The 22,813-nt window shown below is 32.3% G+C and carries 17 protein-coding genes, 1 tRNA gene and 2 rRNA genes; 10 read left to right on the top strand and 10 right to left on the bottom strand.

Annotated elements, in window-relative coordinates; all coding sequences use genetic code 11:
* Nucleotides 1–100 (top strand): 23S ribosomal RNA (locus J7K39_00915); the annotation flags it as partial.
* 100 nt (nucleotides 101–200) lie between these two features.
* Nucleotides 201–312 (top strand): 5S ribosomal RNA (gene rrf, locus J7K39_00910).
* Nucleotides 313–444: 132 nt separating this feature from the next.
* Here rrf and J7K39_00905 read toward each other — a convergent pair.
* Nucleotides 445–529: transfer RNA gene (locus tag J7K39_00905), tRNA-Ser, on the bottom strand.
* Nucleotides 530–746: 217 nt separating this feature from the next.
* On the opposite strand from J7K39_00905, the gene J7K39_00900 reads away from it, so the two are divergent.
* Both J7K39_00900 and J7K39_00895 read left to right on the top strand, forming a co-directional pair.
* Nucleotides 747–1,772 (top strand): glycosyltransferase family 2 protein, encoded by a 1,026-nt coding sequence (locus J7K39_00900; GenBank protein ID MCD6178440.1) that lies wholly within the window; start codon nucleotides 747–749, stop codon nucleotides 1,770–1,772.
* A 5-nt stretch (nucleotides 1,773–1,777) separates the two neighbouring features.
* On the top strand, nucleotides 1,778–2,191 hold the full coding sequence (locus J7K39_00895; GenBank protein ID MCD6178439.1) for a hypothetical protein: 414 nt from the start codon (nucleotides 1,778–1,780) through the stop codon (nucleotides 2,189–2,191).
* A 6-nt stretch (nucleotides 2,192–2,197) separates the two neighbouring features.
* Here J7K39_00895 and J7K39_00890 read toward each other — a convergent pair whose 3' ends face one another.
* Together J7K39_00890 and J7K39_00885 are read right to left on the bottom strand one after the other, a co-directional pair.
* Nucleotides 2,198–3,412 carry a hybrid sensor histidine kinase/response regulator gene (locus tag J7K39_00890; GenBank protein ID MCD6178438.1) on the bottom strand — a complete coding sequence of 405 codons (1,215 nt, stop codon included), beginning with the start codon at nucleotides 3,410–3,412 and terminating at the stop codon, nucleotides 2,198–2,200.
* A gap of 79 nt (nucleotides 3,413–3,491) precedes the next feature.
* A complete protein-coding gene (locus tag J7K39_00885; protein ID MCD6178437.1) occupies nucleotides 3,492–4,772 on the bottom strand; it encodes a hypothetical protein in 1,281 nt (426 codons plus the stop codon).
* 84 nt (nucleotides 4,773–4,856) lie between these two features.
* On the opposite strand from J7K39_00885, the gene J7K39_00880 reads away from it, so the two are divergent.
* The 3 genes from J7K39_00880 to J7K39_00870 all read left to right on the top strand — a co-directional run bounded on the left by J7K39_00880 (nucleotide 4,857) and on the right by J7K39_00870 (nucleotide 9,353).
* On the top strand, nucleotides 4,857–6,215 hold the full coding sequence (locus J7K39_00880) for an MATE family efflux transporter (GenBank protein MCD6178436.1): 1,359 nt from the start codon (nucleotides 4,857–4,859) through the stop codon (nucleotides 6,213–6,215).
* 214 nt (nucleotides 6,216–6,429) lie between these two features.
* Nucleotides 6,430–7,248 carry a hypothetical protein gene (locus J7K39_00875; GenBank protein MCD6178435.1) on the top strand — a complete coding sequence of 273 codons (819 nt, stop codon included), beginning with the start codon at nucleotides 6,430–6,432 and terminating at the stop codon, nucleotides 7,246–7,248.
* An 8-nt stretch (nucleotides 7,249–7,256) separates the two neighbouring features.
* Complete coding sequence (locus J7K39_00870) at nucleotides 7,257–9,353, top strand: hypothetical protein (GenBank protein MCD6178434.1); 2,097 nt, start codon at nucleotides 7,257–7,259, stop codon at nucleotides 9,351–9,353.
* Here J7K39_00870 and J7K39_00865 read toward each other — a convergent pair.
* The 6 genes from J7K39_00865 to J7K39_00840 all read right to left on the bottom strand — a co-directional run bounded on the left by J7K39_00865 (nucleotide 9,343) and on the right by J7K39_00840 (nucleotide 18,458).
* Complete coding sequence (locus J7K39_00865) at nucleotides 9,343–10,362, bottom strand: DUF3078 domain-containing protein (GenBank protein ID MCD6178433.1); 1,020 nt, start codon at nucleotides 10,360–10,362, stop codon at nucleotides 9,343–9,345. The two genes, J7K39_00870 and J7K39_00865, sit on opposite strands and share 11 nt — an antisense overlap.
* Nucleotides 10,363–10,410: 48 nt before the next feature.
* Nucleotides 10,411–12,858, bottom strand: a complete 2,448-nt coding sequence (locus J7K39_00860; GenBank protein MCD6178432.1) for a hypothetical protein — start codon at nucleotides 12,856–12,858, stop codon at nucleotides 10,411–10,413.
* Nucleotides 12,859–12,953: 95 nt separating this feature from the next.
* The gene (gene murA, locus J7K39_00855) at nucleotides 12,954–14,261 is read right to left on the bottom strand and encodes a UDP-N-acetylglucosamine 1-carboxyvinyltransferase (protein ID MCD6178431.1); all 1,308 of its coding nucleotides are present in this window, start codon (nucleotides 14,259–14,261) and stop codon (nucleotides 12,954–12,956) included.
* Between the two features lie 57 nt (nucleotides 14,262–14,318).
* On the bottom strand, nucleotides 14,319–14,984 hold the full coding sequence (locus J7K39_00850) for a DUF4290 domain-containing protein (GenBank protein MCD6178430.1): 666 nt from the start codon (nucleotides 14,982–14,984) through the stop codon (nucleotides 14,319–14,321).
* Nucleotides 14,985–15,049: 65 nt separating this feature from the next.
* The gene (locus J7K39_00845) at nucleotides 15,050–17,380 is read right to left on the bottom strand and encodes a UvrD-helicase domain-containing protein (protein ID MCD6178429.1); all 2,331 of its coding nucleotides are present in this window, start codon (nucleotides 17,378–17,380) and stop codon (nucleotides 15,050–15,052) included.
* Between the two features lie 85 nt (nucleotides 17,381–17,465).
* Entirely contained in the window at nucleotides 17,466–18,458 is a 993-nt protein-coding gene (locus tag J7K39_00840; GenBank protein ID MCD6178428.1) for a tRNA-dihydrouridine synthase family protein, read from the bottom strand.
* Between the two features lie 110 nt (nucleotides 18,459–18,568).
* Here J7K39_00840 and J7K39_00835 point away from each other — a divergent pair, with 110 nt between their 5' ends.
* The 3 genes from J7K39_00835 to J7K39_00825 all read left to right on the top strand — a co-directional run bounded on the left by J7K39_00835 (nucleotide 18,569) and on the right by J7K39_00825 (nucleotide 22,171).
* Nucleotides 18,569–20,539, top strand: a complete 1,971-nt coding sequence (locus tag J7K39_00835) for an OmpA family protein (GenBank protein MCD6178427.1) — start codon at nucleotides 18,569–18,571, stop codon at nucleotides 20,537–20,539.
* A gap of 40 nt (nucleotides 20,540–20,579) precedes the next feature.
* Nucleotides 20,580–21,161 (top strand): archaeosortase/exosortase family protein, encoded by a 582-nt coding sequence (locus J7K39_00830; protein MCD6178426.1) that lies wholly within the window; start codon nucleotides 20,580–20,582, stop codon nucleotides 21,159–21,161.
* A gap of 74 nt (nucleotides 21,162–21,235) precedes the next feature.
* Nucleotides 21,236–22,171, top strand: coding sequence for a diacylglycerol kinase family lipid kinase (locus J7K39_00825; protein MCD6178425.1), 936 nt, complete (start codon nucleotides 21,236–21,238; stop codon nucleotides 22,169–22,171).
* Between the two features lies 1 nt (nucleotide 22,172).
* Here the strand turns inward: J7K39_00825 and tilS are convergent.
* Nucleotides 22,173–22,813: tRNA lysidine(34) synthetase TilS (gene tilS, locus J7K39_00820; protein ID MCD6178424.1), on the bottom strand; the 641-nt coding region annotated here is incomplete at its 5' end.

Below are 22,813 nucleotides of genomic sequence, written 5' to 3'. Positions count from 1 at the left end.
CTTTTAAGGGTCGTGGAAGACTACCACGTTGATAGGCTGCAAGTGTATAGGTGGTAACATCATAGCTGAGCAGTACTAATTACCCGTAACTTTCTATCTTTACTCTATCTGCATTTATTACTATTTTTTATACGTTTTCTCTCTCTATGCCTTTGTTATTTAAAAAGACATTATATCAAGCTCACGCTTGATTAAGAGCTTTTGGTGACTATGGCGGTAGGGTTCACCTCTTCCCATTCCGAACAGAGAAGTTAAGCCTGCCTGCGCTGCTGGTACTGCCCTAACAGGTGGGAGAGTAAGTCGTCGCCTCCCTTTTTTAAAATCGCCCCTTTTCCTCTGGATTTGGGGCTTTTTTTTGCCTTAAACTGAAATGTTCGGGATCGAAACAAAGTTGGAAATTTTGACCTAAAAAAAGCCCCACATAAATGTAGGGCTTTCATTTTGCGGAGAATGAGGGATTCGAACCCCCGGAGGTGTGACCCTCAACGGTTTTCAAGACCGCCGCATTCGACCACTCTGCCAATTCTCCGCTGCAAAAGTACATTTTTTTTTATATTCTCAAACGAATTTTCGATTATTTTTAAAACTTATAATTATATGGTTTTGATTCAATAATTTAGAGATTAGACCCAGCAAATTTAAAGTGTGTTAATTCACAAATAAGTAAAAGAAAATAAGAATATTCTTAAAGGAAGATAAGATAAAAACTGTTTTTTCGTACTTTCGCCTTTCAACTTAAATAAAATATGGCTTCACAAACAGCTATTGTTATTCTTAATTGGAATGGAAGAAAATTTCTACAAGATTTTCTTCCTTTTGTTCTAAAATTTAATCCAGATTCAGCAAAAGTTTATATTGCCGATAACAACTCTTCTGATGACTCCATTGAATTTATGAAAGCTAACTTTCCAGAAGTTGAATTAATAGAGTTGAAGGAAAATTATGGATATGCTAAAGGCTATAACGAAGCTCTTAAACGAATAGACGCCAAATATTATGTTCTGCTTAATTCAGATATTGAAGTTACCGAAAATTGGATAGAACCCATTATTAATTATCTCGAAAAGAATCCTGAAGTTGCGGCTTGCCAACCTAAAATTAAATCCTGGCATCAACGTGATAATTTTGAATACGCGGGTGCAGGCGGAGGCTATATCGATCATTTAGGTTACCCATTTTGTCGTGGTCGTATTTTTCAAGAAATAGAAAAAGATACTGGTCAGTTTGATAACATTCAAGAGGTATTTTGGGCAAGTGGTGCTTGTTTATTTGTTAAGTCGGAAGTATTTCATAAGCTAGATGGATTTGATGAAGATTTCTTTGCTCATATGGAAGAGATAGACTTCTGCTGGCGTGCAAAAAACGAAAATTATAAAATAATATATCATCCCGAATCTACTGTTTATCACATTGGTGGAGGAACTCTCCCGAAAAATAACCCGCAAAAAACTTACCTTAACTTCAGAAATAACTTTTGCCTGCTTTATAAAAATATTCCTAAGAATAAATTATTGTCCACTTTTTTATCACGCCTAATTCTCGACGGAATTGCAGCCATAAAGTTTTTGCTTGATGGTGGATATAAAGATTTAGCCGCTGTTTTTAGAGCTCATATGTATTTCTACAGTCACCTTTCCGCGCTTAGAAAAAAAAGAAAATCTTTAAAACAAAAACCTGTTTCAGGAATTTATGAGAAAAATATTGCATACGAACATTTTATTCGCGGAAAAAAAACATTTGGTAAATTAGATATGAGTAAATTTTCAAAATAAGAGTTATGCAACGCGGACGATTAGAAACATACCCTACTAAAATATTACTGGCTTTTACTGAGGCTGTAGGAGGTAATGAGGATTTATTTGAATGGCTATTAAAAAATGGCTATTCGGAGTTAGCCCTTTTATCAAAATCGTTAAGAGGAGGAGAGGTTAGTAATCAGATTTTGATTCAAAAAAAATTCCCTCAATTTGCTGCTTTTGATGCTGCAATTCACGGAGATGTTAAAGCAATTATTTGGCTAAAAAAACACAATTTTATATTCCTTATCCGTTTGGCAGATGCTTCTCGAGGTACCGAAATAGCTTTAAATTGGTTTAAGAAACAAGATTTGAAAATTTTCATAATGTTAGCAAAAAAAATAAAATCTTTTGTTGACAGTCAAACATACGATGTACACAAAAGACATTTTTAAACCAAATCAAATAAAAGCCGGCAAGTAAACAGTAAATTTTGCTCCTTTGCTTCTCCCCTCTTCTACTTCAATTTTACCATTATAAGATTCTATAGTTTTTTTACAAAACTGCAGTCCAATACCTGTTCCAATAGGTGTGGGATTAATAGCGTCAGGATCAGATTTCAATGGCTTAGTCGTAAAAAAAGGATCAAAAATCTTACGTATAATACTATCAGGGATACCATCACCATTATCTTTAACTGAAAACCAATGAAATCCATTAGTGCTCCCTGTTTCTATGGATATGCATGGATTATCCTTTTCAAACATAGCATCCATAGCATTTTTAATCAGATTCTCAAAAACTTGTGCAATATCACCAAGAGCAACAAAAACAGCTAACTTTTTATCAGACAAAACAATTTTCTTTTCTACTTTATTCTTAAATTTTAAATCCACATCCAAAAACTCTAATTCTTGCTTAATCATTTCATTAAGATCATAGACATCATTTTCCTGAATTTTGTCGGTACGACTTTTGCGGAGCATGGATTCTAAATTACCTGCCATTTTTTTTAAAACCTCATTATTAAGTTCCAAAATTTCCCAAACTTCTGATAGGTGATTTTTCAACTCTGACTTTTCTATTCCGGCATCAATTTTTACATTCAAATCTTCTCGCATAGCTTGAATTAAGTCGGAAGCAGCTAAAGCACTGGAAATTGGACCTCGTATATTATGAACAACACCCTGAATAAACTGTGCTAAAATAGTTTCTCGTTCTTTTTTTAATAATTCATTGGTTCTTTGGTCTACAATTTCCTCCAACTCATTATTATAAGACTTAATCTGATCGCGATCAAGCTTTGCTCTTAAATGATTCTTAACCCTTTCTATTACTTCCAATTCTTCAAAAGGCTTGGTAATATAATCAACAGCTCCTACTTTAAATCCTTGTATTTTATCAGCAGTTTCATTTTTAGCTGTTAAAAACAGTATTGGAATATCTGCTGTAGCCTCTTGCTTTTTCAAATTATCACAGATTGAAAAACCATCTTCATCCGGAAGCATAACATCTAGTAAAATAATATCGGGGGTAACTTTTTTTAAAAGTTGATATGTTTCTTTTCCGCTTGTAGTTAAAGCAAAGGAATAGCCCTGATTTTTTAAAATAGCACCAAGCACCTGAATATTCTGAGGAGTGTCATCAACAAGTAAAATGAGAGGAGTTTTTTTCATTATCTATTTTCTTAATTTGTTCTGATGTGGCTATATTGATTAGGTTAATTTGCATCTATATTCACAAAGTTACGTTTTTTTATTCCATTTTACTAATTTGCCTTATTTTATTCATTATCAGCTGTAAAGCGGTAATATCAAAGCCTTTAACAGCTATATAAATATTCTCAACAATTTGTTTAAGTTCTTTCACTTCGGTGGGATTATATTTTACAATTAGTATATCCAATCTGTTAGCAAATGCTTTCCAATCATCCAACACAAATACACCATCAATAACAGAAAAATGGTGTGCTATTTCTCTCCTTAATTCTAAAGGGTACTTTATTTTATTCTCAATAGCTAAGGTTTTCTTTTCGTTTTTATCAACTGATTGATCTGCTTCAAGCTTTGAGTCACTTATATTTTTCTCTTCGATAAAAGGAAAAATCCACTCGACTAATAATCTATAATTTGATAATTTATCAATTGTTATTGTAAACTCACCTCCCAATTTTTCAACTATTAATCGGGTATAAATTAAATAAAACATCCGACTACTAAGATGTTTCATATCAATACCACCTTGGTAAAAATCATTAATTAGCTGAAGCTCATAAATAAATTCGTTATCATTAAAAGTATCACTATTATAATCCAATCTCAGAATACAATAATCTTTAAGCTCAAGTTCAAGGTTAATCTTTGATAAATCAATTATCTCCTTTAGTGAATAGAACAACAAATCTAAAGACGTTTTAAAACATTCATTATCTATATTTAAAGTAATATTTTCAAAATCTAAAGAATTATATTTTAATGTAATACTCTCAAATATATCAGGCATGTGCCGCAAATAAGATAACACATATTCCTGAGGAGAAACTGAACGAGATTTTAGTTCAAAATTAAAATCCTTTATCTGTTCAAACTCCATAAGAAGTTTAGTGTTTTTAAACATTTCACGCGCATTTTTATTAATTCGTTGAATTAATAATTTATCGTCATCGTCTAAAACTTCAACCTCTGTTAAAACATCAGAAAATCCAATAAGTGCATTGTATTGATTAAAGACAGTATGCTTCAATCTCAGCCACATAGTTTTATTGAGAGAATCGTTTAAAACTAAATTAAACTTCAAAATTGCATCTGTTTCTTCTACTAATTTAACATTATAAAAGACAGATAGAAAATTGAAAACAGGCAAATTCTCTACATCATTAGTAATGATAAACTTAGCAAAATGATTTACAAAAACATTTTCGGCACGAATAGAAAAATCTTTTTCCAATAAATTATAAGATTGATTATTTACCTTAAAATTTCGAGGAAGTAGTATTGTAAAAGCTTTTAAATCGTGTTGCATTAAATATTTTTGCATCTTTGCTCTACCTTATGAATTAGTTGCTAAGATAATCAATTTAGTACTCAATAAAAAAACATAAACCACACTACAAAACTAATAATGAAAGATTTTACTAAGGGCAAAATTTCAAAACAAATATTATACTTTGCCTTACCTATTGTTTTCAGTAGTCTTTTACAACAATTATATAGTATTGTTGATAGTATATTTATAGGGCATTTTGTTGGAAAGCAAGGTCTTGCAGCTATTGGAGCATCTTTTCCTCTCATTTTCGCATTAATTTCCTTTGTTATTGGTATTGGGTCAGGATCTACAGTTGTCATAGCTCAATATTTAGGCGCAAAACGCATCGAATCTGTTAAAAAGGCCATTGATACAATGTATATCTTTATGTTTGTTGGCGGACTATTATTAACCGTATTAGGAATCTTTATTGCACCTTATATTTTTAAACTAACACATTTACCCGACGACGTAATTCCTGAAGCCATTGACTATATACAAGTTTATATGTTAGGAACTGTCCTCTTCTTTGGATTTGCAGGTACAAATGCAATTTTAAGAGGTTTAGGTGATTCTAAAACACCTTTTTATTTTACCCTAATAGCCACTATAACTAATATTTTTCTCGACTGGATATTTATTGTTGAGTTAGGAATGGGTGTTAAAGGAGCCGCTTTAGGAACTATTATTGCCCAAGGAGGTGCGTTTTTTACAGCAATTATTTACTTAAACAAAACGCATGAACTTATTAGTCTTAGGTTTAGCCGTCTTCGTTTTGATAAAAAGATATTTAAACAAAGCGTGAAAGTAGGTTTACCAACCGGGTTTCAACAAACCATAGTTTCTTTTGGAATGATTACTTTATTTGGAATAGTAAATAGCTTTGGTACCGATGTTGTAGCAGCATACAGTATTGCCCTCAGAATAGAATCTATCCCCCTAATGTTATCGATGAGCTTTGCCGCTGCTATTGCTCCTTTTGTCGGACAAAATATTGGAGCAAACCAATTAGAGCGTGTTAAAAAAGGCTACAGAAGTTCTCTTATAATGACTAGTAGTATTTCCATTTTGGTAAGTATTTTATTTCTTTTGGCACCACGTCTAATAATTCAAGTTTTTACAACCGATAAAGCAGTAATAGATATTGGTGTTGAATATATGTATATAGTAGCACCTTTTTATATTATTTTCTCAACCATGTTTATTCTTAGTGGGACTTTACGCGGTGCCGGAGCAACATTAATTCCAATGTTTATTACTCTAATTGCACTCTGGGGCGTTAGAATTCCTGTTTCTTGGATTTTATCCGATACTATTGGAAGAACCGGAATATGGTGGGGAATTCCTATTGGATGGTCAGTCGGAATGATTATTTCATATATCTACTACAAAAGCGGGAAATGGAAAAACTCAAAAATTAAAATGGATTTTGTCGCTGTTGATATAGAAGATTAAAAGTAGCACTATAAAAAGAAGAATTATCATAAATACAGATAAAATCTTTCTTATACTCTTAAATACTATTACGATTATTATTCTGTTTTAATTGCGTCAAAAAATTTAATATTATTGTTATTTTCATAACTCTCCATTCAAAAAAATTACATCCAATTATTTGATAATAAAATATTTATCAATATATTTACCTGAAAATATAAGCATTTAATCCATGAGGTATTTTAGCGCAATCCTCTTCTTATTATTTTTCAACCTTCCTTTACACGCACTTCAACCAAATCAAGCTGTAGGTGCTAAAGCTCTTTCTATGGGTGGGATTAGCTTATTACCTGCCGACTTTTGGTCAGTCTTTAACAATCAAGCGGGTTTGGCATATCAAACAAATTGGGCGGCAGGCTTTGCTTACGATAGTTATTTGGGTTTAGATAAAAATTTAAGTCTGAAATCGGGCGGTTTCCTTATTCCAACAAATAGCGGAACCTTCGGCCTGAGTTTATCTTACTTTGGTTATAGCGATTACCACGAACAAAAAATCGGTTTGGCTTATGGCAAATCTTTGGGTAAAATATTTTCAGTTGGCATACAAATAGATTACTTATCGCTGAACATTGGAAATGAATATGGTAATGCTCAAGCCGTAACATTTGAAATTGGCTTATTGGCAAACCTCAGCAAAGACTTACAAATTGCCACACATATCTATAATCCGTTTATGGTAAAATTAGGAAAGGTAAATCCTGAGATAACCCCTGCCATCTTAAAGCTAACTACCGCTTATAGGATTGAATCTGACATACTTATTCTTGCCGAATATGAACAAAGTATTTATGCGCATGGAATATTTAAAGTTGGAATGGAATATCATTTAATTGATAATATTTTTGTTAGAGGCGGGCTTTCAACTAACCCTAACCTATTCAGCTTTGGAGTTGGGTTTAACCTTAACGGGTTTAATATTGATTTTGGAAGCAGTTATCATCAAACTCTTGGCTTTTCGCCGAAAATTGGCATGTATTATCTGATAAAATAATTTCTTAAATGACTTTTAGTGATTTAAAACTGTATATTTTTTTACTGGGATTATTCTTCCCCACATTACTCTTTTCGCAAAGCGAAACCATACAACAAACACTAGAAAATCTAAGCGAAAATCAAGATGTTATTTTGGATTATAGCGAACTCATTGAAGAACTTGAAACACTTGAAAATCATCCTATAAATATAAATTCCGAAAATATAAATCAGCTTCACAACTTATTTCTTTTAGATGAATATCAACTGGAAAATCTGAAAAGTTACATTCAGGAAAATGGTTCTCTCTTATCAATATATGAGCTTCTGCTTATTGATGGATTTACAAAAGAAAATATAGAAATAATTCGGCCATTTATAGAAGCTAAACCGGTAGAAAAAATCAATATTCCAAACATCCGACAACTAAGTAAATACGGCCATCACGATATTTTTCTTCGCTATCAAAGAATATTAGAAAAGCAAAAAGGATTTGAAAATTTTGAAGATGGCAGCAATCAAAATTCATATTATTTAGGAAATGCCGATAAGTATTATCTAAAATATAAATATAATTATTCAAAACAATTTCAATGGGGATTTACTGCCGAAAAAGATGCAGGCGAACTATTTATAGAAGAACCAAAAAACGAAAACCTTCAAGCAGAAGTTGAAAATTATTTTCAGCGAGGATTTGATTTTTCATCTTTTCATATTTACGGACAAAATTTAGGTTTAATAAAGCAATTTGTCATAGGCGATTATCATTTACTTTTTGGACAAGGCTTAACTTTATGGACAGGACTTTCGTTTGGAAAAAGTGTAGATGCCGTACAACTAAAACGATTTGAAAGCTTTATTAAACCCAATACCTCATCAAATGAAAATGGTTTTTTACGAGGAGCAGCAATTCATATTGGAAAAAGACAGTGGTCAACAGTTTTCTTTTATTCAAAAAACAAACAAGACGCTACTTTGCAAATTGATGAGAATGGAAATGAATACATTTCTACGCTTCTATATACCGGTTTACACCGAACGGTATTAGAAATGAGTAAAAAAGATATCGTTGATATTCAGACTTTTGGAGGACGATTCAAATACACATTAAATGCTTTTACTATCGGTATTACAGCTTATAATACCAAATTATCAAAAGACCTGATAAGCGATAATACATTAGAAAATATTTTCGATTTTAGAGGAAATAATTTAACAAATTACGGTTTAGATTATGCATTTAAAATATGGAAAGCACACTTTTATGGTGAAGTAGGACTAAGTTCAACCGGAGGAAAAGCAATAATCAGCGGAATAAGTTTACCTTTTAATTCCCGCGTAAAACTTTCTTTACTATACAGAAATTATGAAAAGAACTACCATAGTTTATATGCTTCATCACTTGCCGAAAACAGTAATGTAAATAACGAAAAAGGTTTTTTTGTCGGAACACAAATTTTACTAAGCAAAAAATTAAGCCTTCAAGCCTATGCCGATTTCTTTTCATTTCCTTGGCTAAAATACGAACAAGATAGCCCTTCGCAGGGTGTAGAATATAGAGCTAAATTGTACTACGATTACAATAAAAATATTAGAATGTATCTTAAATTCAAATACAAACAAAAAGAAGTCAACACTCAATCCCCAACTGTAAGCGAGGTTAATTATCTCCATAAGGAAACACGCTCGGGTTTACAGTATCAGATAAATTATAAACTCAACAATAGGTTTGAACTTAAAAATAGAGTAGAAATATCAAAATTTACTGATAAAAATTCGGATATAAGCTTAGGGTTTATGCTTTTACAAGACGTTAGTTATCAATCTATTAATCAAAAATTTGGAAGTAATACACGTTTTGCCATTTTTAATACCGATAGTTTTTCGTCTGCTATTTATGCTTACGAAAATGATGTGCTTTATGCTTTTAGTATTCCTGCTTATTTTGGTCAAGGTATTAGATTTTATCAACTGATAAACTATAAAATATCACAAAAAACAAAACTGTGGTTAAGATACAGTTTGAGTTATTATCCAAAAAACAAAAATATTGGTAGTGGATTAGATGAAATAGAAGGTTCAACAAAATCAGAAGTAAAAATACAGCTGCGGATTAAAATTTAAAAGCAATACCCAACCCATAATTTTGTTTCAGCTGCAAATTGATAGTCTCCCCTACCTTAATACGATTACCATCAACCATATCAAAAACAGGAATTTTAATGTCATGATCGTAAATAACATGAAAATAAGCACTTGCAACAAAAAATCTGTTAATTATTATATCGAACCACGTCTCCCAATTAACATCAATATTCCAGCGGTTAGATTTTACCGGATCAAAATAATTATTATAGAGCATCAACTTAGTATTCAGATCAAGATTTTTATTAATCTTCCCTTTGTATTTAGCAATAATACTAATTCCTAATTCCGACTTTCGCTTTTCTCCTTCAATTAGAATATTTCCTAAAGAATCTCTAACAGCAGCCACTACACCATATTTACCTTCGTTAGCCAAATCCTGATTATTAACAAATGTTATTTTTCCGGCAAGTGGCGAAGCGTATATAGATAAATTTTTGAGCGGTTTATACTCCAAACCCAAAGAAACCGTTAAATATCCCGGGGATAAAAAATCCGACACTACTACAGTATCATTAGGATATTTATAGCCTTTATAATATTGAGATGAGAAGTTAGTATTAAAACTATAAAACCATTTCTCAGAGAACTGGATACCTAAAATAGATGATAGTTCAAGTTTATCATCTGTTTTTTTCATGTTTGAATACTGAAAAACTTGAATCCCTATTGCCGATCTAAAGTTATTTTCAAACTTTATCTTTCCTTTTTGATAAATAGCAGTTAAATCAAAAGAACCTGCTCCTATTAACGAACTTTCTCCTCCATCAGACCAGTTAGAAAGCACTATAGTACTTATATTTAATCGGGTTCGTCCAACAAGACGCCAAAAAGAAGTACTGTCGTATTTTTTTATAGAATCTATAGGGATAATTATTGCGCCAAACTCACCTTCGTTATCTTTATCATCTGCCAAAACATTAGATGGCAAGAGAAAAAACAAAGGAAATAACAACAATATGAATTGTGAGTATTTTAAACGCTTCATTCTGCAAAATTAAAATAAATGTAGGTTTAAACCGATAAGTGAATTAATTTATTTTAAATCCTCAAAAAGTCGGTCAATATCGTCAATATTAAAGCTTTTATTAATAAAATAATCAACTCCCGTTCTTCTATATTCTTCTATTATAGTATCTATGGTAGCATCTACACAAGCAATATAAACAATAGGCGCAAAATCGTTTTTAGCATCCATGGCATCTTTAAACAACTTGAAGCCGTTTAATTCCTCACCCCCAGTTAATTCTAAGTTTAAAAATACAAAATCGAATTTTCCTTCAATATCGCCAAAAAATTCGTGATTCAGTTTTATATGAGTTTGAATACCTTTTTTTATTAAAATTTGGTTTAAAATATTACGTTCAATATTATCATCAAAAATCAATAATGCTCTATTACCCTCAAACGGTAAATTCTTTTTGGATTTACGCTGTTTTCTTACCGCATGCATTTGAGAAACCTTATCGTGATAACCAATATTTAAAGTTAATTCAAGCCAAAATTTAGAGCCGACATTTTCTTCGCTTTCAAAACCTATTTCAGCATTTAAGACTTTAGCTAAACTTTTTGCAATAAATAAGCCAAAACCCGTTTCTTCTCCATTTATATTACTATCTCCAATAAACTCATCCTTAAAAATTAAAGCCTTGGTATATTTATCGATACCTTTTCCGGTATCTTCAACACTAACTCTAAAACGTACTTGAGTAGCTGTTCTTTCAACCAATTGCGTGTTTACTTTTATAAAACCATTTCCGGTATATTTTATTGCATTTTCAAGATATACACTTAATATTTGATTAAGTTTTCGTTTATCACCTATCAAAAAAGTTGGCAAACCATCTTCTACTTTATTTTCAAAAACAACATTACTGTTGTAAACACCCAAGCGAAAAATCTCTACCAACTGAACGATATTCTTACGATAATTAAACATTGATTCTGAAATTACATCATTTGTATAATTATCTGTAATATTTGAACTAAGTTGATTTATATTATCTTGAAGAGTAATACTTGCCATATTGATAATATCAAAAAGTGTTTTTTGTATTTCCGGCTTTTCTTCATAACGAGATAGCTGAATAGCATTTAATATTGCTTCGAGAGAATGCTTAAGTTCATGTCCGCTCTTAAGAATAAAATCATTTTTAGTCTTTAATTTCAACGAATTATCAATCTTCAAGTCTTTAATCTCTCTTGCATTTTCCAATAGTAATCTTTTAAATTTATCACGAGTATCGTTCAGGTCTTTTCGTAATTCTTCAAAATCTTCTTGTAAAAGCTGAACAGCCCCAAACAAATCGTAAAACTTATCATTTTCATCTAATTTTATTGGAAGAAAATCACCGGAAACACTATAAGCAATTTTCGATATTTGATCGAACAAAATTTGAATAAGGCGGTTATTTTCCTTTTTGCTAATTTTTATTTGAGTCTTTAAGTCGGAAATTTCTTCTTCAGGAGATTTATCTTTGGAATCAATTTGCTCCTTAGTCTTTGTTTTTTCTACAAGCAGAGAATTCTTATATTTATCGGCAATAACCAATTCTAATGCATTTTCAAAAGTGTCTGTAATACGAACTTTTTCAAGAGCCGGATGCACTAATTTACCTAAGCGAACAACTGTTTTCATTGTTCTATTTAAGCCATAAAACACTAGAAGATTTATTTTGCCAATTTCGTTTATAATATAGCTTAAGAAATCTCTTCTTGCCTTATTTTCCGTACCTATTACAGAAGTATAATCTTGAATACGATAATATTTTCCTCCTCCCTTAATTTCAGTATTTACAACCTTATCGAACAACACATTGGACATTACAAAATTTTGATACTTGATATAACCCGAAGGTCGTCCCACAAGAATATTACTATCTATTAAATCAATTTTAAAAGCAAAATCGCTATGAGGATCATTATAAGTCCAGTTCTGCCGAGTAAGAACAGTATATGATTTACCACCAACTTCAACAGTTTTTTCAGGCTGAACATAATAATTATTAATATGTAATTCTTTTATTTTCTGTAATTGATAGTCTGAAATTAATGCCTTTGCTTTTTCCAAGGCTACATCTTTATTTTTTACAATAAATAAACGTTTCTTAAATAATCTTTTACTAATAACTTTAGAAATAATTGAGACAAAATTGTTCATACCGTAAATAGCAAAACTTATTCTATTATCTCTAAAAAGACTAGCTTCAATTATTTCTGCTCTTACATCAGAGGATGCCTTTTTAAAATTAGTAAAATCGAATAAAAATATCAGGAATTCTGCATTTTTAAAATATTCCGTTCTTAGTTTATTAAAACTTTTAGCTAATAATTTAAAGTTTGCTTCATTTAAATACCCAAAAGGTTGAAACAAAATAACATAATCATCAACTAAAGAGAAAGCCCAACCCGACTCAGACTCTTCATCCGAGTAAGTAAGCTTAGCAAGTAGTATTTCAAGTTGTGCTGTTAATTCTAAATCCACGGGTTAATATATTGGAAATTAAGTCATATTAGTGGCTATCAACTAACCAAAAATAAACAAAAGACACTTAATAATCAAAGCTTTACTTAAACACATTAATTCTTTCGAGTTATATTAGCTCCTAATGCTCTTAATCGTGTATCAATATTCTGATATCCCCTATCAATTTGCTCAATATTATTAATGGTACTAATTCCATCGGCAGATAAAGCAGCTATTAAAAGAGCAACTCCGGCACGGATATCAGGCGAAGTCATAGTAATTCCTCTTAAACGTGTTTGTTGATTTAATCCTATTACAGCAGCTCGATGTGGGTCGCATAGAATAATCTGTGCTCCCATATCAATTAATTTATCGACAAAGAACAAACGACTCTCAAACATTTTTTGATGTACAAGTACGCTACCTTTTGCTTGGGTTGCAACTACTAAAGCAATACTAATTAAATCCGGTGTAAATCCGGGCCAAGGAGAATCGGAAATTGTCATTATAGCACCATCCATGTAGGTTTCAACAGTGTACTCCTCTTGCTCAGGAACAAAAATATCATCCCCCTTTCGCTCGATTTTAATACCTAAACGCATAAAAATTTCCGGAATAATTCCTAAAGCCTTATAATTTACATTCTTAATAGTTAGAGCCGATTGTGTCATAGCTGCTAAGCCAATAAAGCTACCCACTTCAATCATATCGGGTAACATAATATGCTTAGTTCCACCCAAATGCGAAACGCCTTGTATTTTAAGTAGATTAGATCCTGCGCCTTGAATTTTAGCTCCCATTCTATTTAGCATTGTTGCCAACTGCAAAAGATAAGGTTCACAAGCTGCATTAAAAATAGTTGTTTCACCTTCTGCCATAACGGCTGCCATGAGGATATTAGCCGTTCCTGTTACAGAAGCTTCATCCAAAAGCATATAACTTCCACTAAGTTTTTCGGAATGAAGATGATAATAATTTTTATCGCGATAAAATTCAAACTGAGCACCTAATTTTTTAAAACCGGTAAAGTGGGTATCCATTCGTCTTCGACCAATTTTATCACCTCCGGGTGTTGGCATATATGCTTCACCAAAACGCGCTAAAAGCGGACCCATCAACATTACAGAACCACGCAAACGGCCACCCTGCTCAAAATAAGCATCTGATTTTAAATAATCAAGATTTACATTATCGGCTTGAAAAGCAAAAGAATGATTACCGAGATCATCTACTTTCACACCCATGTCTCGCAAAATACTTATTAATCTGTTAACATCTTGGATGTTGGGAACATTGTGTATTTCAACCTTTTCATCAGTTAACAAAACGGCACATAACACTTGAAGAGCCTCGTTTTTTGCACCCTGAGGCTGAATACTTCCGGATAATTTATATCCACCATCAATAACAAAGGAGCTCATAGTTTGGAATATAATTTATAGCGTTTATAGTAAATATGGCAATACTACCACTTAAAATTAACGATATTGCCTCTTCTTTTGATTCTGCTTATATTTATTTTGCTTATAATTAGACCGTCCTGTTCCTCTTCCTCCAGAACGATTATCCACCCATCTCTTTCTGCTTTTTTGACTCAGAATATCTTCTGTTGATTTAAGTGTAAAACCTTCTTGTAATATTAATTTACCTTCAGATAAAACTTCTAAATGTTTTAAAATCACTTCGTCTTCAACAGAATCTCTATTCCAATTAAGGTATGCTTTTTTTAAATGATTGGCAATATTTTCTATAAGGCTATTTTTCTCTTCTCCTTCTTCGTAAGTAATAGCCAACTGAATCATTTTTTCGATATTCGAACCGTATGGCCTGTATTTAATCTTACCTGACGAATAACTCAAAGTCTTAGGTGTAGCTTCAATATTTTCCTTATCGGGTATTGGATAAGGAGAGTCTACATCCATCTTGTAATCGGCAATAATATGCATATGATCCCAAATCATATGGTTGTAGTCTCCATAGGAGCCTGTACTAATATGCATCTGAGTCATTACACCAACAATATATTTTACAAAAGCAGTTCGTTTTTCACGATCTTCCATTGTAAGTGCATGATATATCATCTTCTGAACATTGCGACCATATTCGGGTATTATTAATTTTTCGCGAGTGCTGTTATAATCCATGTGTGTGAAATTAAAAAATGGTATTAACCTGTATAGTTGTGGAAATCTTGAGCAAAGGTACAAAATTATTTAACAATCCGCAGCTTTGCAAATCGTAAAAGCAACTGCTTCTCTCCTATCTTAGAAAAACGCACCGTTGCTTTTTTATTTGAAGCAGAACCTTCAATCTTTAGAATTTTACCACGACCAAACCTTTGGTGCTCAACTTCCATATTAACTTGTAAATCATTAACCTCAGCTGCCTTAAAATTAGATGTTGGTCGATTTACAATACCGGAAGCTTCGCGGGAAATTCTTTTATAAGTCGATTTTCCGGCTTCACCACCTATTGAGCTTGGTTTATTTATCAACTTACGAGTGTTCCTGTTTGAAACAGCTCTGTATGGATTTGGCGGTAAAGATGCTCTTGTTTGAGATCGACTTACGGGAAAGTCTAAAAATTTGTCTTCTATTTCCTCTAAAAATCTACTTGGTTCACAAAAGCTAAGATCGCCCCAGCGAAAACGACTCTCGGCATAGGACAAGACTACTTTTTTCTCGGCACGAGTTAATGCAACATAAAACAAGCGACGTTCTTCTTCCAAATCGGCACGAGAACCAATTGCCATAACCGATGGAAAAAGATTTTCTTCCAGACCAACAATATAAACATAAGGATATTCTAAGCCTTTAGATTGATGAATCGTCATTAATGACACTTTTTCTATATTGTCTTTATCTTTTTCATCGGCATCGGTAAGCAAAGCAACATCCTGCATAAAAACAGCAAGACTTTTATCGGGTTTTTCTTCAGGAATATCACTCTCGTCTTTTTCCACAAATTCTTTAATACCATTCAAAAGTGCTTCCAAATTTTCATACCGACTGATTCCTTCGGGAGTTTTATCGTTATGCAAACTACTAATTAATCCTGAAGCTCTTGCAACTCTATTTGCTAATTCGTAAGCATCAATTATGTCTAATTCTACCTGAAAGCTTTTTATCATCAACACAAAATCATTCAGCTTTTTTTGCGTACCGGAATTTACTGCCAATTTAAATTTATTTGGCTGCTCAATAACATCCCAATAACTCACATTATTTTCAGATGCAGCTAAAGTGATATGTTCTAAAGTAGTTTTACCAATTCCACGAGTAGGATAATTTATTATTCGTCTGAAAGCTTCGTTATCTTTTGTATTTATAATTAAACGGAAATAAGCCAAAACATCTTTTATCTCTTTCCGTTTATAAAATGATAATCCTCCATAAATTCTATAATCAATATTCAGTTTACGAAGTGCTTCTTCAAGCGATCTGGATTGTGCGTTTGTTCTGTATAAAATGGCAAAATCACTATTTTTTGCCTGTAGATTCATTTTATCCTCAAAAATCTGCTGTGCAATTAATCTACCCTCCTCTAAATCGGAGGAAGCACGTATTAATTTAATACGATCGCCTTCACTATTAGAAGTCCAAACGGTTTTAAATATCTGATTTTGATTATTGTGAATAAGCGAATTAGCAGCATCAACTATTATTTGTGTTGATCGATAGTTTTGCTCAAGTTTTATTATTACAGCATCAGTATAGTCTTTTTTAAAATTGAGGATATTTTTAATATCAGCACCCCTAAAGCCATAAATACTTTGAGCATCGTCGCCCACAACACAAAGGTTTTCATTATTGGCTGCTAATTTCTTTACAATCAAATATTGAGAGAAGTTAGTATCCTGATACTCATCGACTAAAATATATTTAAACTTTTGCTGAAACTTATAAAGCACTTCAGGGAAATCGCGAAGAAGGACATTTGTTTTAAAAAGTAAATCATCAAAATCCATTGCAGCCGACTGAGTAAGTCTTCTTTGATAAATTGTATAAATTGATCCGAGATGAGGCTTCCCTGCTTGTTTATCCTCCTTTATATAATCATCATTTTGGTTATAGCCTTCGGCTGAAATTAAATTATTTTTGGCAGAAGAAATCCTCCCTAAAATATAAGAAGCTTGGTAGATTTTGGGGTCTAAATTTCCCTCTTTTACTATTGATTTTATTAAATTTTTAGAATCGTCGGTATCGTAAATCGTAAAGTTAGAAGGATAGCCCAACTTATCGGCTTCGGAACGAAGGATACGTGCAAAAACAGAGTGAAAAGTTCCGGCCCAGACATTGCGTGCCGATTGGTATCCAACTAAATCGCCTATTCTGCTTTTCATTTCTTTGGCTGCTTTATTGGTAAACGTTAAAGCCAAAATATTAAAAGGGTCTACTCCTCTTTGCAAAAGGTAAGCAATCTTATAAGTAAGTACACGTGTTTTTCCTGAACCTGCACCTGCAATTACCATTACAGGACCTTCGGTTTTTTTAACAGCAAGCAGTTGCTCTTTATTTAAATCTTCAAAAAGTGAATCCAATTTTATCTTCTTTGCTGCAAAAATACTGGTTTTCAAACGGCTTGAAAACTTGTAGAATTGAAATTATTAACAATTTAAAAAATCTTTACAGAGATTTAATAAAGGTAAAGCTATCCTTTTCTGTAAGTCCGGCTTTCCAAACTCCTTTTTCTTTAATTTCATTTATTATCAAGCGGAAGCTTTCTAAATCAGAAGTACGAGAAACTCTATAAAAATGATGCTCTGAATCCTGAAAAGCCTGAGAAAAATAACGCCAATATTCTTTTAATTTATTCAATTGATTTTTAGGTCTTTCGCGATAAATTAAAATCTGTTTTTCCAAATCCTCGTGAAAATCCCAAAATCTATAAATCTCATCTTTTACCCAACTACTATCATTTTTCTTTATTATTTCCGGTAAAAAAGGAGAAAACAATAAACCTCTTCCTATCATCCATCTACTGATACTTGGAAAACTATTTTGCATTTTTTTGAAGGTAGATAAATCAAAAATATCACCACTATAAACAATGGGTGCTTTTGCATTTTCAACACACCAAGAAAAAGAGTTCAAATCAACACTTCCCTCATACATTTGTGTTCCCACACGTGGATGGATAATCAACTCTTTTAAAGGGAACTGATTAAGAACAGGGATTAACTCTTTAACTTCTTCGGCGGATTCATTACCCAAACGAATTTTTAAGGATATCTTATTCTGAAGGTCATTAAACAGTTTTTCTAAAAGCATCTCAATCATTTCGGGATAAGCAAGAATTCCCGAGCCTCGCATTTTAGCACGAATGCTTGGAATTGGACAACCCATATTAATATTCAAAGTATCATAACCATAATCAAAAAGATATTTTCCGACAGGCACAATTTCAGGAGCACTCTTTCCAATAATCTGGGGATCAACAGGAATTAATTTATTATGTTCTTTCCACAAATCACTAATACGTCTATGTTTTACCGTTACGCCTAAACCAGAAGGAATAAAAGGTGCAATTGCTCTATCAAGACCTCCAAAATGCTTGGCATAAGCATTACGAAACAAAAATTCAGTATATCCCTGCAAAGGAGCCAAATAAAGCTGCATAAAAAAACGTTTATTGTCTACAAAAGTAAACGCTTATTGTTTTCAGAGAAATATTTTTTTTGAATTATGAGATAAATTGTAACTTGTTAAAAATTTCAGCCAAAGTGAAAATGCACAGGATATTAGGTATAGGAATTATAACTTTTTTGTTTTTTACACTAATTTCATCACCTCTGATGGCGCAAGAACAAAACTGTAATTTTAAGCCAAACAAACGAACTGAAGCTCAATATAAAAAAGCATTAAAATATATTGATCAAAGATATATTCAACAAGCAAAAAGTATATTAACGGAGATCATTCAAAACTATCCTTTATTTGCTAAAGGATATTTAAGCCTTGGTATTTTATCATTACAAGACTATTATTCTGATATTACAAAAGCCGAAAATTATTTTTATAAAGCATTAGATATTTGTTCGGACAGCAGTCATATTGCTAATTTTTATTTAGGTAAAATATATTTTGGAAGGCATGAGTTTGAAAAAGCTAAAGTCAGTTTTGAAAACTTCCTCACCAAACCGGAATATTGTAATAAAAACAAACTCTCCGAAGCCAAAAACTATTTAGAATACGCCAGCATAAGTGCTAAGCTAATAGCTAATCCCGTACCTTTTAAACCGGAGAAAGTTTCGGGAATTTCATCAAGTAACGACGAATATCTTCCGATAATTTCGCCTGATAACGAATTTGCATTATATACCAGACGTACAGAAAAACTCATCGACAGAGGGTTTGATTCACGATATAAGCAAATAGAAACTTTTACCTACAGCTTGCGCCAAACAGATGGTAATTTTGATAGCGGTTACCCTATGCCATATCCTTTTAATCAAAATCCAAACGAAGGTGCAGCAAGTTTGACAATAGACAATAATGATTTATACTATACGTATTGTGTTTTAAATCCAGAAACAAACTACTTAAATTGTGATTTGTTACATTCTCATTTTAATGGAAAATCATGGTCGGATCCTGTAAGTTTAGGTACAAATATTAATGGCGACAATACTTGGGAATCGCAGCCAAGCGTTAATGCAAATGGAAATATAATTTATTTTGCATCTAACAGGAAGGGTGGCATTGGAGGTTACGATATATACAAAACTATTAAGCAACCTGATGGCAGCTGGAGCGATCCGATAAATTTAGGTCCAAAAATAAATAGCTCCGGACATGAAAAATCACCATATATTCATTCCGATAGTCAAACACTATATTTCTCTTCCGATGGCATTCCGGGTTTAGGAGGATTTGATATTTTCTACGCTCGAATGGATAGTTCAAATAATTTTGGAGAAGCTGTAAATATTGGATATCCAATAAATTCTTTTGAAGACGACCTTGGATTTTTTGTTAGCACGGATGGAAGCTATGGATACTATGCTTCAAATCGTTTTGAAGAAAATCACAGCTGGAATCTTTATCATTTTCCCTTATATGAAAAAGCAAAACCACAAAAAGTTCTCTTTGTAAAAGGAGAAGTAAAAGATGACGGGATAGATAGTATTATTCATGCAAAAGTAGAAATTAAAAACCTCAAGAATAGAACAATAAAAGAAATTCCTGTAGATTCTGTAAGCGGAAAATATGTAGCGGTACTGCTTTTTAAAGACGACCAATTGCTAACCGTAAAAAAGGAAGGCTTTGTTTACGAATCTAAATATATAGCTTCTTCTGATACCGTTTTTTCTAAGCCAAGCGTAGTCGATTTACATCTTAAACCCATTGAAGTTGGTCAATCTTATAAAATTAACGATATCTATTTTGCTACTAATTTAGCCGATCTGACTCCAAACTCTTTGAAGGTTATTCAAGAATTCTTCGACTTCTTAAAAAATAATCCGAATTTAAAAATTGAAATCCAAGGACATACTGATAATATTGGAAGTATTGCCGACAATCAGGTCCTATCTGAAAAGAGAGCCAAAGCCGTTTTTGATTATCTTATTCTTTTAGGAGTAGATGCCAGCCGACTTACCTTTAAAGGCTTTGGAGAATCAAACCCTGTAGAAAGTAATAAAACGGCATTTGGAAGAAGTCAAAACCGAAGAACGGTATTTGTTATAACAGAAAAATAAACCATAATATTTTTCCTACATTAGCCAAAATTTTTATTCTATGAACAAACTGTATTCCTACTTATACAAATTGCTCAAACCTTATAAATTACATCCTTTGCTCGATGTTATTTTATTTGTAGCACTCACACTAATCATCCACTTTTCTTATCGCTATTGGGCTACAATACAATACTTCCCTTTGGAGACTGTAATGAACAAACTCCACGACTATTTATCTGACAGGGTTTTCAACCAAAGTGCTTGGTTTATTCAACATATTTTAGGAATGGACGTTACAACTATTGGCAGGACAATGTATTGGCCTAACCAGGGTTATATTGGTATTAATCATGGCTGTTCCGGATTAAAACAAATCCTTCAAATAAGCCTTCTTTTACTCATCTTCCCGGGTCCTTGGAAACACAAACTATGGTATATTCCTATGGGAATGATAATTATTCACTTGACAAATTTATTTCGCATTATTGGTTTAGCCGAAGTTTTGGTTTACTTACCAGATTATTGGAAATTTAGTCACGATAACCTTTTTCGTCCGTTTTTCTACGTTGTAATATTTACACTTTGGGTTATTTGGGTTGAAAAATTTATGAAAAAGCAAAAAATAAATTTGGAAAAATGATCTGTTTTATTTTTCTCAATTATATATTTTTGGTCTTCTAATTTTATTTTTCAGGAATTCATATATTTGTCTCAATGGAAAAAACAGAATCACGATGGGGATTAATAGTAAATCCTAATGCCGGTAGCGGCAAATGCAAAAAAAATTGGCCGACAATTCAAAAACTACTTAAACGAGCAAAACTTGAAACAGAAATAGAATTTACTGAACGTAAAGGTCATGCTATTGAAATAACAAAACAATTTATCAAAAAGGGGTTTCACAAATTGATTGTTGTTGGAGGAGATGGAACTTTAAACGAAGTTGTAAATGGTATTTTTACTCAAAATGAAGCTGAACCCAAATCAATGATATTAGGAATGGTACCCGTAGGAACAGGAAATGATTGGTGTAGGACTTTTCATGTTCCAACAAAATATATCGATGCCATTAAATTGATAAGAGATGAAAAAACAGTTGTTCAAGATATTGGACTTGTAGACTTCCATAACAACACCTTTCCCAATCGCTATTTTGCTAATGTTGCCGGTATTGGTTTCGATGCTACCGTTGCACACTCGGCAAATAAATTAAAAGATCAAGGAAAAGGCAATGCATTAAGCTATATGCTTATTTTGCTTAAAACACTTTTAAAATATAATTCTAAACCTATGCAGCTAAAAGTCGGCGAGCAAGCCAACTATAAAGAGCGTATGTTCAGCATTGGAATTGGAATTGGAAAATATAATGGAGGAGGAATGAAACAACTACCTAATGCCATTGTCAACGATGGCCTCTTAGATATTACCATCATTAAAAAAATTAGTAAATGGACAGTAATTAAAGAGTTGAAGAATTTGTACGATGGTTCTTTTCTCAGCCATCCAAAAATTGATGCTTTGCAAGACACTACTATTTCTTTCGCAGAAAATCAACTTAAAATAGAAGCCGATGGGGAATCGGTAGGACAAGGGCCAAGAAATTTTAGCATTTTAACAAAAGCATTGCGTGTTGTGGGATCAATTAAATAGCTTAAACCTTATATTCCATTTTTAATACATTCTTCGTTTTAGAAGAAATTCTAAATCGATTATCTAAACGTATTCCAACTATCCAAACAATATCTTCACCCGAAAGAAGTAAGTAGGTGTTTTCTTTTTCAAAACGATTTAATTTTAAGTCGATAAAAAAATCGCTAAGGAGTTTTTTTCCTTTCATTCCCAAAGGATGAAAAGCATCACCTTGCTCCCATTTCCTAAGTTTTAAAGGGAATTTCAATTTATCAAAATCTAAAAAAGCTAAAGAGGAATCTTTTTCAAACTTTACTTCATTCAAGAAATTCCATTTCAAATTAATAGGAGAATCTATTTCATTAAGGTCGAGATCCAAAATAAAAACATCTGATTTTTCGCTTTGGCGCTTTGTTAAAATAAGATTATCTCTATCGCGTAAAAGCACGTGAGAAGCGGTAAAAAACTGAGCTCCAGACTCTCCATTTCTTGTTGATTCCACAATATCTTCTGCTTGCGAAAATACAAATCCATACGGCTTAAGAAACTCATATAAATAGGTTGCAGTATTTGATAATGCCACTAATTCACGAATGGAAATAATTAACTTATCAGCTTTATTTGTACAAATTCTTTTTCTCTCCTCTTCCACTTTCTGCAAAT

This window comes from Bacteroidales bacterium (assembly GCA_021157585.1).
Lineage (GTDB): Bacteria > Bacteroidota > Bacteroidia > Bacteroidales > UBA12170 > UBA12170.
The sequence above is the reverse complement of the archived record's forward strand: the minus strand, read 5'-3'. Positions and strand labels throughout refer to the sequence as shown.

Excerpts from the sequence above, each read along its gene's own strand:
- J7K39_00900 (MCD6178440.1), top strand. The coding sequence starts at position 747 with ATGGCTTCACAAACAGCTATTGTTATTCTTAATTGGAATGGAAGAAAA.
- J7K39_00895 (MCD6178439.1), top strand. The coding sequence starts at position 1,778 with ATGCAACGCGGACGATTAGAAACATACCCTACTAAAATATTACTGGCT.
- J7K39_00890 (MCD6178438.1), bottom strand. The coding sequence starts at position 3,412 with ATGAAAAAAACTCCTCTCATTTTACTTGTTGATGACACTCCTCAGAAT.
- J7K39_00885 (MCD6178437.1), bottom strand. The coding sequence starts at position 4,772 with ATGCAAAAATATTTAATGCAACACGATTTAAAAGCTTTTACAATACTA.
- J7K39_00880 (MCD6178436.1), top strand. The coding sequence starts at position 4,857 with ATGAAAGATTTTACTAAGGGCAAAATTTCAAAACAAATATTATACTTT.
- J7K39_00875 (MCD6178435.1), top strand. The coding sequence starts at position 6,430 with ATGAGGTATTTTAGCGCAATCCTCTTCTTATTATTTTTCAACCTTCCT.
- J7K39_00870 (MCD6178434.1), top strand. The coding sequence starts at position 7,257 with ATGACTTTTAGTGATTTAAAACTGTATATTTTTTTACTGGGATTATTC.
- J7K39_00865 (MCD6178433.1), bottom strand. The coding sequence starts at position 10,362 with ATGAAGCGTTTAAAATACTCACAATTCATATTGTTGTTATTTCCTTTG.
- murA (MCD6178431.1), bottom strand. The coding sequence starts at position 14,261 with ATGAGCTCCTTTGTTATTGATGGTGGATATAAATTATCCGGAAGTATT.
- J7K39_00850 (MCD6178430.1), bottom strand. The coding sequence starts at position 14,984 with ATGGATTATAACAGCACTCGCGAAAAATTAATAATACCCGAATATGGT.
- J7K39_00840 (MCD6178428.1), bottom strand. The coding sequence starts at position 18,458 with ATGCAGCTTTATTTGGCTCCTTTGCAGGGATATACTGAATTTTTGTTT.
- J7K39_00835 (MCD6178427.1), top strand. The coding sequence starts at position 18,569 with ATGCACAGGATATTAGGTATAGGAATTATAACTTTTTTGTTTTTTACA.
- J7K39_00830 (MCD6178426.1), top strand. The coding sequence starts at position 20,580 with ATGAACAAACTGTATTCCTACTTATACAAATTGCTCAAACCTTATAAA.
- J7K39_00825 (MCD6178425.1), top strand. The coding sequence starts at position 21,236 with ATGGAAAAAACAGAATCACGATGGGGATTAATAGTAAATCCTAATGCC.